This window comes from Nitrospira sp. BLG_1, from assembly GCF_047338595.1.
Classification (GTDB): Bacteria; Nitrospirota; Nitrospiria; order Nitrospirales; family Nitrospiraceae; genus Nitrospira_D.
The window spans coordinates 1-16,550 of sequence record NZ_JBLFBO010000050.1; the positions used below are offsets into that span (position 1 = coordinate 1).

A 16,550-nucleotide genomic window follows, 5' to 3' on the forward strand; every position below is an offset into this window, starting at 1 on the left:
GGAGGTCGGGTCCAATACGGCAACAACCGTGTCCAAGAAATCGTGAGCGGTACAAACTGGAACAGGCCATCGAATAGAAAAAAGCAGCTCATGTGGACGTGGCCACGGGACAGGCTGAAGAAGGAGTCACGTCCCTGTCTGAGAAGTCGGCGACCGGGAGGATGCCTATTGAGGGCTAGGGGAGTGGCTCCAAGACGCCGACAGGTGGCTTGTGTTTCAACTTCCGATAGACCCACGGCGGGACAGGATTGGGGTCAATCCAGAGCCCTCGTCTGGTTCGACGTGCTTCGGACTCTAGCGTTTCAAGCACCGGATCGGCTGGCGCATATGTCCGATACCACCAGCACCATCCGTCTTTGACGAGGAGCTGGTTCACATTCGTCTCATCCGCAAGTATCACCTCGGCAACAAGTCGCCCGTACTTATCTTTTTCATGCGGGTGAATCGTGACGGCCTGACCGAAGGTCAAGACAGCCGTGGCAAGTTTTGCCCGATATCCATAGGCCTGGCGCTTCTCAGGGCAGTCGATTCCGTGCAGGCGAATCTTTGTGGTTTGCCCGTTCGACAGGACTTCAATGGTGTCACCGTCTTTGACGGATACGACCAGGCCGGTGAACGAGAAGGCAGGGGTACTGCACAGAAAAAGGAGAAGGGGAACTTGCAGTGGGAGTAAGCGCAATCGCATGCCTGTGCCAGGCCGTACCAGTCTCGAAGGGGAGGCCGGCTGACGACCTGTGAATGAGTATACGATAAGACACGTACGTATGCATTGCAAATAGTATCGATACGTAATTTATGACAAGCACACGGGAGGATGGACGGCTGCCTGCGGTGCGTCATCCGTTCATTCGAACGCCTCTCACGGTCGTCGCTTATGCCGCGTCCTTGGGACGGATGCTATCGCGCGTCTGTGTTCGTATCCATTCAAGCCGACTGACCAGGGTGGATTGGATCCGGAGGAGCTCATCCCTTCCTTCCGGATTTGATTGGATACAGCGGTCGAGGGAGAGGCCGGCGTGCTGAATCGCCGGTGTCCATGTTTTGATTTCGTCGTCGATCCAAAACCATTCGCGGTCCTTCAACTTTTTGACGGCCTGTTCGAGCCAGATCACCTTGTTCTGACAGTTCGTCCAGTTGGCGTGATGAAACGAGGGGACCTCCGGAAGACCGTGGAACCGTTCACAATACAGGACGTGCAACAGGGCCTTGATCTTGTCCGATTCCCATGAGGTGAGCCAGATGACCTGAAAGTGCTCGTGGGCCCAGGCAAGCCAGGATTTCACACCGGGTCGAAGCTGAAACTCACCCGCGTATTCGCCGAACAGTACGCCGTCGATGTCATGAAACAGAATCGGTGTGGGTGTCATAGACCTCCCCCTTGCTCAAACAATAGGACAGCTGCTCATCAAGGGCAAATGGAACTGCATGTATCACAGGTGACAGCCGTCGTATTGAGATGCGGTGTGAGCTGCGCTAAACGCGCCATTCCCTGATAAGATGACATCTCTTCTTCCACGATGTAGCCAAGGGAATAGAAACGATGACGACCCTCTCCCAATCTCGTGCCGTGCTGGTGGCGATCCATACTCCCGGTGTAACTCGGGAGGAGCTGGATAGTTCGCTGCAAGAACTCACTCGTCTGGTAAAGACCTTGGGATACCAGGTCGTCGGCCAGGTGACTCAGAAACGGAGCTCCGAGAGATCTGCAACGGTCCTGGGCCAAGGGAAACTGTCTGAATTAGCCCGGTGGACCGGTGGGCCCGGGGTCATTGGGCCGTCATATGAGAAACCGATGCCTCAATCGGCCTCGAAGCACGAGGCCTCGGCGGGGGACGATACAGAGGACTTCGACGAGGGGGAATCGGAAGAGCTAGGCGAGACGTCAGGCAGTCCTCACGAACAGGCGCAAGTCGTCATTGTAGACTGTGACCTGTCGCCCTCACAATTGAGCAATCTTGAGCGTGCGGTCGGCGTGCCGGTGCTTGATCGAACCGGCGTCATCATTGAAATTTTCAGTCGACATGCCCGGACCAGAGCGGCTCGGCTGCAGGTCGAGATCGCTCGGCTCAACTATCTGGCGCCACGCTTGCGTGAGACCGGTGGTGGAAGAGAGCGGCAAGGCGGAGGAATCGGGGGCAGGAGAAACGAGTCTGGAGCTCGATAAGCGCCGCATTCGTGATCGCCTGAAGGAGCTCAGGACCGAATTGGCGGCCATTGGAGACGAGCACCACATCCGCCGAGCAAGACGGGAGAAGGAATTGACCGTCGCCCTGGTCGGGTACACCAATGCCGGAAAATCCTCATTGATGCGGGCGATGACGGGAAGCGATGTGCTCGTGGCCGACAAGCTGTTCGCCACACTCGATACCACGATTCGGCCTCTCCATCCTGAAACGCGTCCGAAAGTGCTCATGAGCGATACGGTGGGATTTATTAAGAAACTTCCGCATGATCTGGTGGCGTCGTTCAAGTCCACGTTGGATGAAGCGGCCTGCGCCTCGCTGGTGCTGTTTGTCGTCGATGCCTCAGATCCTTCCTTTCGGTCTCAACTTGACGTCACGCGGAATGTGTTAGCCGAGGTGGGCGCCACGGACAGTCCCAGCCTCTTGGTGTTGAACAAACGAGATCGTCTCGGCCCGGACGAGATCGCCTTGTTACAGTCTGAATATCCGGAAGCTGTGTTCCTGTGCACGAGGAGCTGAGATGATCTGACCGCGTTGCGGGATCGCATCATGGGCTACTTCGAGCAGGAGATGATCGATGAGGAATTGCATATTCCATTTACGGCTCAAAAGATCCTGGCCGAGATCCGATCGCGGATGCGGATTCTGTCCGAACAGTATGATGCCGAAGGCGTGAGGATCCTGGTGCGATCGACCCCTAAGCATCTGGCGGTGATCAAGAAGAAGCTCGCGTGATAAGCCTCGAATCCTGCCATTGACCAGCCATTCATCAATGGGAGACAGGTCTCGGTTTCGGGTTAGGATCACTGTGAACTTCCAAGCCCGTACTCACGATCTGGAAAAGAGAAAAGAGAAAAGAGAGGGCAACCCGTTCGCTCTGACGTACAATGACTCTGTGGCCGACTCCATCTTCTCTCTAAATCAGAACAACCCACTATGAGTTGGATCTATGACCATTACTGAGTCTGAATCGACTGACCTGCCCACTCCAACGGGACTAATGCGGACCTATTTCGTTCGTCCTAACGGTGAGGGTTGTTATCCTGGGGTGGTGCTCTACTCGGAGATTTTCCAGGTCACGGGGCCGATCCGTCGCACGGCCGCGATGCTGGCGAGTCATGGATTTGTGGTGGCGGTACCGGAGATCTTTCATGAGCTGGAGCCGGCCGGTACGGTATTGGCCTATGACGAGGCAGGCGCGGCGCGCGGTAATCAGCACAAAATCACTAAAACTCTGTCGAGCTACGATGGTGATGCGCGCGCGGTCTTGGACTATCTGGCGTCGTTACCCTATTGCACGGGTAAGCTGGGTGTGATGGGGATCTGCATCGGCGGCCATCTGGCATTTCGTGCGGCGATGCACCCCGATGTGCTGGCCGCCGCATGTTTCTATGCGACGGATATTCACAAGCACAGTCTTGGCCAGGGACTCCATGACGACAGCCTGGATCGAGTTGCCGAGATCAAGGGTGAACTCCTGATGATCTGGGGTCGACAGGACCCGCACATCCCTCGCGAGGGGCGGGCACTCATTTACAACGCACTGAGTGATGCCGCTGTGCGATTTCAGTGGCATGAGTTCAACGGCGCCCATGCCTTTCTTCGCGACGAAGGTCCTCGATACGACCCAGCTGTTGCGCGCATCTGCTATGGTCTCGCGGCTGAGCTCTTCCACCGTCGACTACGATGAAGCCTGGAATTTGATCCGGGCCTATCGTCGGAGAAACCCAATCCAGCGCCAGAGGTTGACCAAGCTTGCCAGGGATGCGGCCAGGTAGGTGAATGCGGCGGCGGTGAGAATGCTACGAGCCCCTCGTTCATCGGCCGGTGACAGATAGTTGCCTTGTCTGAGCACGGGCAAGGCCCGTCTGAAGCTGGCATCCCATTCGACGGGAAGGGTGATCAGGTGGACCAACGTCGAGATCCCCATCGTCGCTATCCCAGCCATCAGCACGACCACACTTGCAACCGGGGTGCGCGCGACTGCTCCCGCGATGGGAATGGCCATCATGAGCACCGCCCCGATCTTTTCCGCTTTCTGGGCAACCAGCACGAGCTTTGTACGCTCCGTTAAGGGCTGGTATCCGAGGTGGTGCTGAATGGCGTGTCCGACTTCGTGGGCGGCAATCGTAATCGCCGTCAGGGATTTGCCATCGAGGATCTCCGGGGTCAGACGAACCGCTTTACTGACAGGATCATAGTGATCGCCTGTGCGCGTCGGTTCCACGATGACGTGGTGAAGGTCGAACTGATTGAGCAGGTGTCTGGCTAACTCTCCTCCGGTCCCAGGAAAGTCCGGACGGGGCGTATTGTGTCTGGCAAAGACGCGCTTGGTCCAGAGTTGCGGCCCCACAGTGACCAGCGCCACGATGAGTAGAAGTAGGACAAGGCGCACCATTTTCCCCGCTCCAACTCTGTTGTCAGCTGATCTCTCCTTGACGTTTCACGACCGAACCGGTTGAGATCAATCCGTCTTGCCACATAGGCTACCACAGATCACGCCAAGAATCGGTGCTGAATTTTCAACGTGACACAACGTACACTAGGTCATGGATGTTGAGTGAGACACGTGGTCGGCTGCATGGTGCAGGATCGCTTTTCCTGCGGAGGCTCGACAGGATATGTTCCTGCAATTCGAAGATGAGGAGCATGTGCAGACGACCATGTGATGGCTCCTCACTCATCAGCCCCTTTCGCAACAGGCACCGGGCTCATCCTGATAGGCATTCCCTATTGAATGAAAAAGACCTCCTTCATTGTCAACAGCGGCGTACGTGAGCGATGAGTCTCACGTATGACGTCATTGTAGTCGGTAGTGGCCCGGCTGGTTCTATCGCGGCGTGGCGACTGGCACGGGCAGGTGTACAGGTTGCCGTACTCGAGAAAGCGGCGTTGCCACGGTATAAGACGTGCGGTGGTGGGATTGTTGGTCGTGCGATACAGGCCGTACCTATCGATGTGCGCCCTGTGATCGAACAGGATTGTCACACGGCACAACTCCATCTCTCCTCCACAGGCGTATTCTTCACCACCCATCGACCTTCACCCATTGTCTCCATGACAATGCGCGATCAGTTTGATTATGCCTTACTCTCATCCGCGCAAGCAGGCGGCGCTGTGGTGCACCAACGTTGCTCGTTCGAGGATGTCTCCTATCACGGTGACTGTGTCAGGGTCTCCACCAGCATGGGAGAGATGAGGGCCAGGTTTGTCCTAGCCGCCGACGGCGCGCTGAGCCGAGTGGCACGGAAAGTCGGAACGGCGGACGGACGGATTCTGGTTCCGGCTTTGGAGTATGAGGTCACGATGCCTCAGGATCGGCTGGATCGATTTAATGGCGTGGCACGATTTGATTTCGGTATTCTCCCCCATGGCTATGCCTGGGCGTTTCCGAAACGACAACACCTCTCGATCGGTATCCTCTCGATGGTTCAGCGGGAAGGCGAGCTGAAGCGCACAATCTTAACGTATCTCGATCTACTGGGTTGTCGTGATGTGGCCCAGATTGAGCATCATGGGTTCGTCATTCCCATTCGGCCGCGAACAGGACCGTTTATGAAGCACCGCGTGCTGTTGGTCGGGGACGCGGCTGGATTTGCCGATCCTGTCACAGGAGAAGGCATTTCATTCGCCCTTCGCAGCGGCCAATCGGCTGCGCAGTCCTTGATTGAGGGAAATCTGGACGAACAGGCCGTTCACGCCAAGTATACTCGCTCGCTTGCGGAGTCCCTCATGCCTGAACTGCGGGCCGGGCGTCTGTTTGCCCGATTGCTGTATGACTTTCCTCGCCTCCGTTCATGGGCGTTTCTACGAGAAGGACAGCGTCTCTGTGAAGCGGTGACGGATGTGATGGCGGGGACCAGAACCTATCGCGATTTGACATTGAAGCCGCAGACCCTGATCAGTCTTCTGACTCCTCCATGGATCAGGAAGGCAAGAGACCGATCCGTCTGAGGGAACGACGGTCAGGCTGGATATGGGTAGGGGAGGCCTTTCGCCTTGACACAGAGTGCGGTATTCTTCCGCGGTATCACGTACGGGAGGAGAGATGACTCACATGTCGTGCTGTTCTGTATCTGACCGTGGCAGAAACTGTTTCAGGCTTGTCGTCCTCTGCTTGGCGGGTGTGGGCCTTGGTACCTGGGCCGGATGCAGCGAAACCTCGTTGACGGTGTCCCATGTTGATCCGGAACCGTTCACGGTGTATCAGCAACTTGCTCGCCTAGAAGTCACCTCTGATCGCTTGTTCCATGTGATCGCCGCTCAGTCGGATGTGGCGGGGTACAGCCGTCTGCTTGAAGCCCAGTCGGGGCTGTCTACACCATTGACCTTCACGCAAACTGATCGAATCGAACAATCCTTTGTGCACTCACTCAAAGTCATGCTCGTCGATCTCGCTCCGACCAACTTCTGGGAGGATCATCTCGCGGAATATTATGGCACCAAACTGCCAGGCGCAGAGGCGCAGCGGCTGCTCGCAGCGTATGAAGATGAAAGCCTGTCACCGTCGTCCAGGTTACAAGATCTTCGCGAGTCTTTTGTCAGAGACCGTCTACCGGAGCTGTTACCACTCGTTCGTGCGCGGTCCCAGATTTACCAGATTCCCAGTCAATCAATGGAACCGACGCTGTTGCCGGGTGACCATGTGATTGTCCACCAGGTGGCCTATCAGGCGGCTGAGCCCCAGCAGGGGGATGTCGTCGTCTACCGCTATCCGGATGAGAATGGAAAGCGGTTTCTCCATCGTGTGATCGGGCTCCCCGGTGATCAGATTGCGATTCGCGACCAGGTCGTATATGTGAATGGTGACGCCTTGTCGGAACCCTATACGCGCCATTCCGACCGCTCGAGTATGGCCGGGCATGTCCGCGATCATCTCCCACCGATTACCGTTCCGCTAGAGACGTATTTCCTCATGGGTGACAACCGTGAAGAAAGTTTAGATAGCCGTTTCTTGGGACCGATCAGCAAGGAACATCTGCTGGGACGGGTGCTCTTTATCTACTGGTCGGTCGATCCCGACACACACGATCCACGATGGGAACGGCTCAATCAGCTGGTGCGCTGACCGCGAAGTGTGAGGCTCACGCTGATCGTCCTGCCCCGGTTGCACATGCCGAAGAAGTTGAAAATGGAGAGGCTGTGGCCTGCTCAGCCTTGATCAGACTGAGCAGGCACGGGAAGTTGGCTAGTGGAATCAGAAGCGTACAGACAGGCCTGCTATTGCGTGATGCGTGTCGTACGTGGTTTTGAATATTTCTGTTGCCAGGGCAGGTGTCGTGTTCTGATACTCCAATTCTGTGGTGAAGTGGGTGAAGCGATATTGCGCGAATGCTCCTATCCGTTTCGTGACCATGACGGTCACACCGGCGTCCACTTTGGCGCCGACTGACGCGTCGGTGGAGCTTTGTCCCGTAGGCTGAACAAATGTATTTTGCCCTGCGTAGGTAATGAATACCGCCGGTCCGGCGGCAAGATATGGCTGCACACGTCCGTGAGTGAATTGGTCATCCCGAAGCAGCGGGAGTCGCAGGCGCAGGACATCGAAGCCGATTCCCCATGCCGGTAAGCTCCAATGAGCGAATTGCGTGCTAGTTCCTCCACCACTGACCACCCCCACCTGTTGTCCTGGAGGCGTCTTAACATGGAAGAAAAAGACGTCCAGTCCGAATCCAAGCCAATCCATTTTCTGCTTGTCCAGCCAATAGCCTCCCCGGCCTCCGGCCGTCCAACTGTTGTGTATGTCGAGGCCCTGATAGGTTGTCGTCGTCCCCAATGAACTGGTCACTGTCAGGTCGGTATTTGAGGTAAAAACCGCTCCCGCGTAGGCATCGGCGTACCATTCAGCTGATCCTTCTTTTGGAGAGATGAGAAGTCCCATCCATAGCACAAGACTCAGCACGATAATACTCATTCGATTGGCCATGACCTTACTCCCTCCGGTGAGTTAATCTGCTTGGCTACAATTACATACCGACTACAGCTTCTTGGCTAGCAATATTCTATTTTCTGAACGTGATGTAGAGAAGGTCTGCCGCATGGTTGGGCAGGGAGGAGGATAATCGGGAGGAGAGTCTGGATAGCCGCTTCTTTAGAGCGAGCGCGACGGAAGATATTCTTCGATAGGTCCGATTGATCTGTCGGTTGGTGGCCCAAAGATGAGAGCTCCGCGCTGAACGCGTCTCGATCAGCGAATGCAGTGAGAACGTCCTTATCTACCGCGCTGTAGAGACCCCTCCGCTCGCCGGCTTGCCAGCTGCGATTCAACATGGTATGGGGTTGCTACAAGTCTCGGTTTAGGTAGTTCCGGCGCCGCCTTACCGTCGTGGCTCCAGATCTGGAGGCGCGTGTCATGATGTCATGATCGGTTCGTAGGCCTCAATCCTTAGCGGGGTGTGTTTGTGTTGGGAATCTGTGATCCGCTGCTCGCGGTCTGCTCGATGTTACTTGGAGGTGCAGCCTCTTACGTCATCCTGAGCATTGCCGAACGGATGCGTGCCCCCGATCAAGGGCACACCACGATCCGATGGTTGTTCATCGGAGCCGTCGCGGCCGGACTTGAGATCTGGGCCATGCATTTCATCGGAAACCTGGCCTTTTGTCCCAGCGTCTCGGCCACCGAAGACGCAGGCCTGGCCCTACTCTCACTGCTGTCCGCAGGGGCAACCGGAGCTATTGCCGTCTATGTGATCAGCAGTCACGTCGAGGGAGAGATGCGGCTGGTCTCCGGGGGCATGCTGATGGGGGCCTGCATGAGTCTCACCCATGTGACCAGCACCATGGCCGTGCACCACCCGATCGATGCCCAAGCGATCCTGCTTCCGTTTGTCTACTCGGTCATCGGAATCGTTGTCCTTAGTGTTGTCGTCACCGTGATTGCAGGATGGAATATCAGCTACGGTGGTTGGCGGGTGACGGAGAAGGCGACCGCCATGGGGTTTGCTCTTGCCGGGACGCATCTCATCGGGATGATTCCGATGTACGGGGTAGGGGATGTCGTAAACCGTATGCACCCACCGGCCATCGACGTCGATCTTCTTGCTGTCGTCGCCGTGTCGCTTTCCACCCTCCTGGCCGTTATCGACCGGCAAGTGACGAAGGCATCCACGCTGGCTCGTGCGAGTCATGCTCGGCTGATCGAGGCGATCGAAAGTGTTCCACAATGGTTTGCCTTGTTCGACGCGGACGACCGTCTGGTCATCTGCAATCGCAAGTATCGTGAGGTGATGTCCGGGAATGGAGCCCAGGTCCAATCCGGCGACTTATTCGAGTCGATCGTCCGCCGAACTGCCGAACGCGGCGATATTCCGGCTGCGATGGGAAATGTCGAACCCTGGATGCGCTGGCGTCTTGAAATGCATCGCGATCCGGTTTCACCGTACATTCAATATCGGTCCAGTGGAGAGTGGCTGCAAATCAATGAGCGGAAGACTGATGATGGCGGGATCGTCTTTATTGCCACCGATATTACGGCCTTGAAGAACGCCGAACAGGCAGCTGAGGATGCCAAGGCGCGGTTGGCGGATTCATTGGCCTTGGTCGAGGCCGCGAAAACCCGTATGCAAGAAGAGTTGAATGTCGGCCGCGATATTCAACGGAGTATGCTCCCGCGCGTCTTTCCCGCATTCCCGGATCGAAAAGAATTGGAGCTCTATGCCGTGCTGGAACCGGCCTTGGAGATCGGCGGTGATCTCTACGATTTTTTTCTGGTCGATCAGCATCGGCTGTGTTTTGTGATCGGTGATGTCTCGGGCAACGGAGTCCCCGCCGCGCTGTTTATGGCCATGACCAAAATCATGGTGAAGACCAGAGCAGCCTCTGATCCCTCGCCCGCCAGTATCGTGACGCATGTGAACGATGCGCTCAGTGCTGAGAACGACAGCTGCATGTTCGTCACGCTCTATCTCGGCATCTTGAATCTCCGAGACGGCACGCTTGTGACGACCAATGCCGGCCATAATCCGCCCTTGTTGAAGCGAAGGAACGGCGCGTTCGAATGGCTGACGGCTCAAGACGGGCCGTTGGTCGGTCCCATGGCAGGCATCGCCTTCAAAGAAAGCACCATCCAATTAGAACCTGGGGATGAGCTCTTTCTCTACACCGATGGAGTGACCGAAGCGGACAACAGAAGGCGTGAACTGTTCGGCAAGGATCGGCTGAAAATGGTGCTGAGGAAATCACAGGCTCTTTCGGTGGTGGACCGTTTGGGGGAAGTGATGTCGGCCGTGAAAGCGTTTGCGGGTGACGCTCCACAGGCGGACGACATCACGATGCTGGGGCTGCGCTATCACGGCATGACTCCGTCTGATGTCGCAACTCGGGTCTTTCGACAGACGATGCCCAACCAATTGGAGGCCATTCCAGTCCTACAGATCGCCTTTGAGGAGTATGTGGCACAATGGGAAGATGCCAAGCCGTTGATTCCCACGCTCAATATGGCGCTGGATGACTTGCTGAACAATGTGGTGCAATACGCCTTTCCCAACGACCCGACGGAGCATCACATCGACGTGGAAGGTGACATACAGGATGGGTACGTCATTCTGACCATTGCGGATGACGGCATTCCCTTCAACCCCTTAAGCGCTGCTCCTCCGGACCTCTCTCTCTTGCTGCATGAACGAGAAATCGGTGGGTTGGGGATCCATCTGGTCCGCTCCATGTTTGACGAGGTCACCTACCACCGCAACGTGGGACGCAATGTGCTGACGGTGAAGAAGAAACTGGTTTCCACGTCGTCCGTTCTCGGTCACCGCGATGATCATAAGAAGAGCGGCGCAAGCATTGTCGAGAAGCAGCCACCACTCCTGCCTCACGAACCGATGGACGTGGGAACCGATGTGAAGTCGGTTCGACGCGGTGCCGTGATGATCGTGACGCCGCAGGACCGGTTTGATACGAACAGCGCACCGGAGGTCGAACGGATTGTGCTGGGTCACATCCAGCGTGGCGAACGGAGGATCGTGTTGGATCTCTCGAACATTTCGTACATTTCCTCGATTGGGTTGCGGGTGATCTTGAAAGCTGTCATGGTCATGACCGAAGCAGCCGGGAGACTCGTGCTTTCAGGGGGGGACGAGCAGGTTCGCACGGTATTGCAACTGAGCGGAGCGTTGATGATGAACCTTCATGCCTCTACCTTGGAAGAGGCCCACTCTAAGGTCCAAGAGGCAGGGTAAATGCGTTTACGAGGTGTGCATTGCTCGGTCGGTTGGTATCGTACCGGTGGAACCAACGACGCATCGCTGCTATCATAGACGACTCGATACCCAGTTCGGACCGTGTGCCCAATGTTTAATAAGTAAGGAGGGGATGATGGACCAAGGAACCCGACACACATTGACCGTGACGTCCCGCGAAAGTGCAGGGGTTACATTCGTGAAGGTACAGGGTAGCTTGTCTGCCACCACCGCCGAACAGGGGAACAAGGAGATCAAGAAGATTTTGGACCAAGGCGCGAAAAAGATCGTCCTGAACTTGGCCGACGTCGATTACATCAGCAGCGGAGGGATTCGAGTCCTCATCTTGGCCTCAAAAGAGCTGAGCGCCGTTCAAGGGCAGATGAAGATCGCTGCGGCAAAGGGGATGGTCAAGGAAGCGCTTGAAGCCAGTGGATTTCATCTCCTGAACCGTGTGTACGGAAGCACGATTGAACTCTGTAACACGGAAGAAGAAGCCGCCGCAGGTTTTACAGGCTAGCTGTCCCGATGCCGGATCGTCTCGGATAAGAGTGTATGGGTGGATCCCTTGGTCGTGAGGTTTCCTGCAATACAAGCCAGCCTGATAGAGCCGCGTTCTTTGTCCCGTCGCATTCTCTGGATCATTGTCCTGACCCTGACCGGTTGTACGACTATGGCTACAGTAACAAATCTGGTGGATGAATCCTGTCGAGCCACGTTTATTCATCGACTATCGACGATGTTGGTTCACCAGGGTGAACCGTCAGCGACTTCCGATGCGCTCGCACACAAGACTGTCTTTACGCTCACCACCTATGATCTCGGGCCCCGTCCGTTCGCCATCGCGGCGCCGTCCGGTACGGATTACCGGTTTTTTGTCGACCGTAAAGGGACGGATTGTGTGCTGATCCTGTATGGGCGTCAAAAGGGGTTTGTTTCTTATACTAACAATCTCACCTACATTGCCACCGAACCGCTACCGGGCTGTGCCTGTGCCGATTCGTGACCTCATCCTTGTTGCCGGTTGCCGTTTTATGACTCCGCCGCATTGTCCTTCCTGGCTTTGATGAACAAGTTTTCATCTTGTCCTAATGTTCCCTTCATGTTCCGGGTTTATAAGAGATCAACAAGATGAGCCAAGCTTGCGGGGGCCTGGAGCGCTCAAGGTCGTGAGCTTGAGATGTTGGTGTCGGCATATCGCATAAGGAGGATACGTGATGAAAGATGTGACGAAGGGACTGACCATCTCTCCATCTGTTCTTGCCACTCCGTTTAATCAGGAGCATCCGCGGTTGTCACCGAACCATCTGTTGGAATTAGTGACTCGCTTGTGCCTGTTCAAAGCCGAGCGCTGGGGACGCCGAGCGCTCTTTTATGAGACACATCGCGACTATTTTCCACGCTTGTCGGCCAGTCGATTTGTGAGGCGATGTCGTGCATTGGAAGCGAGGTACCGAGCCTTGGCTCAGCTGATATTTCTCATCCCGGCGGATGAACGTCTGGTTCCGGTGCATGCGGTCGCTATGCGTCGAACATAGATGAATCCTCTCTCGTCATGGCCTATTTTCTTGGGATTGAACCCTTCATGACATTCCCCGGGTGGAACAGTTGATCTGTTCCATCCGGGGAATCCATCTCCTCCATGGGAGATGGGGGTCGTCGGTATCTTGGATGATTCCCATGCCCTGTGATGTGGGTGTCTGCAACGTTTCGTGGTGAGAGGCCGACGTATTGATCGCCCGCACAGTTTTGTATTGAGGTCAGACCCCATCTTCTGTCACCGTGTCTTGCGCTGACCATCCTCTTCCACGTACCATCTGCCTCCATAGTATGATTCCGGTTTCCTCTGGACGACTCTCGGTCCATTTTCAGCATGAAAGGTGTCAGCATCTGTATGAAACAGAACCAATCGTCAGCATCCACCGGCCCGAATGCCACGGGCTTCTCACCAGGGTTTGCCTCACTCGGGCTTGAAGCGCCGCTTCTCACGACTCTGGAAACCTTGGGCTATGAAGAACCGACTCCGATCCAACGGGAGGCCATTCCACCGCTACTGGCAGGTCGAGACCTTCTCGGACAGGCAGCCACAGGGACCGGTAAGACCGCAGCCTTCGCATTACCAATGCTGCAGCGAATTGCGCATGCGGAAAAAGCTCGTCCCTCGGCACTTGTGCTCGTGCCGACCCGCGAATTGGCGATTCAAGTCGGGGAAGCGATGCAGCGGTACGGCAAGGAATTACGGATGAGTGTGTTGGCGGTGTATGGTGGACAGGCTATCGGTCCGCAGTTGCACGCACTCAAGCGGGGTGTCGATGTGGTCGTGGCCACACCTGGACGCGCCCTGGATCATATCCGCCGAGGCACGCTGAAGCTGCAAGCGGTGAAGATCGTCGTCTTAGACGAAGCCGATGAAATGCTCGACATGGGGTTTGCGGATGACCTGGACGCGATTCTGACAGGCACGCCCAAGACCAAACAGACCGCCTTGTTCTCAGCGACGATGCCCCCACGGATTCGCTCAATTGCCCACAGGCATCTCCACAATCCCGTTGAGATTACGATTGCAAAGGAACCTATCAAGTCCGGCACGGCTCCTCGCGTCCAGCAAGCGGCTTATATCGTCACGAGACCGCATCGAGGCGCCGCACTCGCCCGCGTGATTGAGGTAGCCGGCGCAAAATCAGCATTAGTCTTCTGTCGAACCAGGCTGGAAGTTGATGAAGTGACGGCAATGCTCACCGGGCGTGGTCACCGTGCCGAGGCAATCCACGGCGGCATGAACCAGGGACAGCGTGATCGTGTCATGCAGGCGTTCAAGGCTGGGCAAACCGAATTATTAGTCGCGACCGATGTTGCGGCGCGCGGTCTGGATATTCCACAGGTCTCACATGTGATCAATTACGATCTCCCGTCCTCAGCTGAGGTATACGTGCATCGGATCGGCCGGACCGGACGAGCCGGTCGGGAAGGCGTGGCCATCACGATCCTTGACCCTCGTGAACAACGGTTGCTGCGAACGATTGAGCAACACACGAAAGCTCAGGTCAGTGTGTTGCCGGTACCCAGCGTCGCTGATCTTCGCGCCAAACAATTGGAACGGATCCACGCCACTATGGCAGAGGTTTTGCGTGATGCTAAGCTGGAAGGGTTCACTCCCCTTGTCGATCGGCTGACCGCCTCCCATTCGCCAACCGATGTTGCGGCGGCTGCGATCAAACTGCTTGTGCGGACCCAAGGTGGGGAGCGTCCTGAACAAGAGATTCCAGCGTTGCCTCCTCGGCAGGCTGAATTCGGCAGACCTGTCCGGCAGGCCGGTCGCTATGACGATCGGTCCCGGAGTATGGCCTCCCGACCCGATCGTCGACCGACAGGGCCGCCACGTCATGGTGGCGGGCGGGAGACCGGCATGGCACGGGTATACATCGGCGCTGGACGCGAGTCAGGTATCAGACCGGGCGATCTCGTAGGCGCAATCGCCAACGAGGCGAACGTCAATTCCAGCGTCATCGGTGCGATCGAAGTCGAAGAGCGATTTTCTCTGGTTGATATTCCGGAATCCCTGGCTCCCCGTGTGATTCAACAGCTCAGCCGTGCACGGATCAAGGGGAGAAAAGTATCGGTACGAATCTTTCGCGACTAACCGAGCTGCGGAGCAAGAAGGTTTCAAACCTGTGTGAGAGCCTGCAAACCAGCGTGCACGGTCACGCTGGTTTGGACCTTACCCCATTGCTGATCTTTGCCACGCGACCCGTTGGTGGCTGGCCCGGTTTGGCGATGAAGCTTCTAGTTGGGGAGGGGCTGTATCGCGTTGCGGTCGTTCCCTCCAGGTATTTACATACTGTTTATCACTCCGCCTCCCGAAAACGATGAGCCTCTGAGCATCTATGATGAATGCGAGAGTTCCTGACGGAGCGGAGTTTCTGACGGCAGTGTACGAGATTGATGGGCCTGCATCCACTGCTCAGATGATGGCCGAGCGAATCTGCTTCGACCAGACCATCGAAGCGGAAGCCGGTCTGCTTCCGCACGTACTCCAATCAGAGATCGTGGGGCAAATTCAGAACCTGCACCAATCCGCTGAGGGTCGGTATGAAGCCACGATTCGGTTTCGAGGGGAACTTCTGAACGGTGACTGTGCGGATCTTCTCAATGTCTTGTTTGGGACCAGCAGTCTTCGAGGAAATGTCAGATTACTGTCCTTTTCAATGACAGATGGACTGCTGTCGTCCTGCCAAGGTCCTCGATTTGGCCTTGAACGCATCAGGCAGCTCCTCGCGATGAGCAACCGCCCGCTCCTTTGTGGCGTGTTGAAACCCTTAGGGCGCACGGCGCAGGAACTTGCCGACTTGGCTGCTCAGCTTGTGGAGGGTGAGATGGATCTGATCAAAGACGATCAGAGCTTACTGGATCAGCGCTGGAGTCCATTCGAGGAGCGAGTCTCCAGATGTGCAGAGGCCATCGGTGACCGGAGTCGTCGGCGAGGCCGCCCCTGTCTCTATTTTGCACATGTCAGTGGTGCCTCTGAAACCATGCGGAAGCGAGCGGCACGAGCCAAGGCACTCGGTGCCACTGGTCTCTTGATCGCGCCGGGCCTGACTGGATTTGATGCTATGAGGTCGCTCAGTTCGGACGAGAGTCTCAATCTGCCGATCCTGAGTCATCCAGCTTTTCTGGCTGCATCGGTCGGTTCCGAGAGGGGCGGGGTTGCACCAGGCGTTCTGTATGGACTGCTGCCTCGCCTCGCTGGTGCTGATCTCACCATCTATCCGGCCTTCGGTGCGGGCTATCCTATGTCGCAACAAGACTGTCTCTCCGTCGCACAGAGTTGTCGAGCATCGTGGGGGCCAATCAAGCCGACGATGCCGGCCGTCGGTGGACGAATCGGGTCAGAACGACTGTCAGAGCTTGGGGAGACGTTAGGTTCTGATGTTGTCTTTATAGTCGGAAGCCGTATTCAGAAAGACCCTGAAGGAATTCCAGCAGCGTTGAGGAGGTTGCATCGTACGATACGGGAGTGGAAGTTGCCGTCGGGGTGAACCGCACTTCCTAAAATGCGCGTGGCTTTGGTATGCTGTCCTTCATCGGTGCCACAAGTGGTGAAAGGGACTGACGCAGTTTGAATGTGGAGGACAGGATGAAGATCTTCAACCGGTTCTTTGAGATGCTCCGCACGATCGGCCATCTGTGG

At 56.3% G+C, this 16,550-nt stretch carries 13 protein-coding genes and 1 pseudogene; 10 read left to right on the forward strand and 4 right to left on the reverse strand.

Annotated features, from left to right (window positions below):
* Positions 1-175 precede the first annotated feature (175 nt).
* On the reverse strand, positions 176-685 hold the full coding sequence (locus tag ACMTNU_RS18195; protein WP_413936720.1) for a thermonuclease family protein: 510 nt from the start codon (positions 683-685) through the stop codon (positions 176-178).
* Positions 686-872: 187 nt separating this feature from the next.
* Positions 873-1,367, reverse strand: a complete 495-nt coding sequence (locus tag ACMTNU_RS18200; RefSeq protein ID WP_413936721.1) for a hypothetical protein — start codon at positions 1,365-1,367, stop codon at positions 873-875.
* Positions 1,368-1,540: 173 nt separating this feature from the next.
* Here ACMTNU_RS18200 and hflX point away from each other — a divergent pair.
* A pseudogene (gene hflX / locus ACMTNU_RS18205) lies at positions 1,541-2,918 on the forward strand (GTPase HflX).
* 214 nt (positions 2,919-3,132) lie between these two features.
* On the forward strand, positions 3,133-3,873 hold the full coding sequence (locus tag ACMTNU_RS18210; protein WP_413936722.1) for a dienelactone hydrolase family protein: 741 nt from the start codon (positions 3,133-3,135) through the stop codon (positions 3,871-3,873).
* 21 nt (positions 3,874-3,894) lie between these two features.
* Here ACMTNU_RS18210 and ACMTNU_RS18215 read toward each other — a convergent pair whose 3' ends face one another.
* Positions 3,895-4,581 (reverse strand): zinc metallopeptidase, encoded by a 687-nt coding sequence (locus ACMTNU_RS18215; RefSeq protein WP_413936723.1) that lies wholly within the window; start codon positions 4,579-4,581, stop codon positions 3,895-3,897.
* A 383-nt stretch (positions 4,582-4,964) separates the two neighbouring features.
* On the opposite strand from ACMTNU_RS18215, the gene ACMTNU_RS18220 reads away from it, so the two are divergent.
* Together ACMTNU_RS18220 and lepB are read left to right on the forward strand one after the other, a co-directional pair.
* Positions 4,965-6,137, forward strand: coding sequence for a geranylgeranyl reductase family protein (locus ACMTNU_RS18220; RefSeq protein WP_413936724.1), 1,173 nt, complete (start codon positions 4,965-4,967; stop codon positions 6,135-6,137).
* Between the two features lie 103 nt (positions 6,138-6,240).
* Complete coding sequence (lepB, locus tag ACMTNU_RS18225; RefSeq protein ID WP_413936725.1) at positions 6,241-7,251, forward strand: signal peptidase I; 1,011 nt, start codon at positions 6,241-6,243, stop codon at positions 7,249-7,251.
* Positions 7,252-7,380: 129 nt separating this feature from the next.
* Here the strand turns inward: lepB and ACMTNU_RS18230 are convergent, their stop codons facing one another.
* Positions 7,381-8,109, reverse strand: coding sequence for an outer membrane protein (locus ACMTNU_RS18230; protein ID WP_413936726.1), 729 nt, complete (start codon positions 8,107-8,109; stop codon positions 7,381-7,383).
* Positions 8,110-8,584: 475 nt separating this feature from the next.
* Between ACMTNU_RS18230 and ACMTNU_RS18235 the strand changes: the two genes are divergently transcribed.
* From ACMTNU_RS18235 to ACMTNU_RS18260, 6 genes are all read left to right on the forward strand, one after another.
* Positions 8,585-11,362: a SpoIIE family protein phosphatase gene (locus ACMTNU_RS18235; RefSeq protein WP_413936727.1), complete on the forward strand. Its 2,778-nt coding sequence runs from the start codon at positions 8,585-8,587 to the stop codon at positions 11,360-11,362.
* A 133-nt stretch (positions 11,363-11,495) separates the two neighbouring features.
* Positions 11,496-11,882, forward strand: a complete 387-nt coding sequence (locus ACMTNU_RS18240; protein WP_413936728.1) for an STAS domain-containing protein — start codon at positions 11,496-11,498, stop codon at positions 11,880-11,882.
* 153 nt (positions 11,883-12,035) lie between these two features.
* A complete protein-coding gene (locus ACMTNU_RS18245) occupies positions 12,036-12,368 on the forward strand; it encodes a hypothetical protein (protein WP_413936729.1) in 333 nt (110 codons plus the stop codon).
* A 211-nt stretch (positions 12,369-12,579) separates the two neighbouring features.
* On the forward strand, positions 12,580-12,900 hold the full coding sequence (locus tag ACMTNU_RS18250; protein ID WP_413936730.1) for a hypothetical protein: 321 nt from the start codon (positions 12,580-12,582) through the stop codon (positions 12,898-12,900).
* 356 nt (positions 12,901-13,256) lie between these two features.
* A complete protein-coding gene (locus tag ACMTNU_RS18255) occupies positions 13,257-15,002 on the forward strand; it encodes a DEAD/DEAH box helicase (protein WP_413936731.1) in 1,746 nt (581 codons plus the stop codon).
* 244 nt (positions 15,003-15,246) lie between these two features.
* Positions 15,247-16,398 (forward strand): RuBisCO large subunit C-terminal-like domain-containing protein, encoded by a 1,152-nt coding sequence (locus tag ACMTNU_RS18260; RefSeq protein WP_413936732.1) that lies wholly within the window; start codon positions 15,247-15,249, stop codon positions 16,396-16,398.
* The last annotated feature ends 152 nt before the right edge of the window (positions 16,399-16,550 follow it).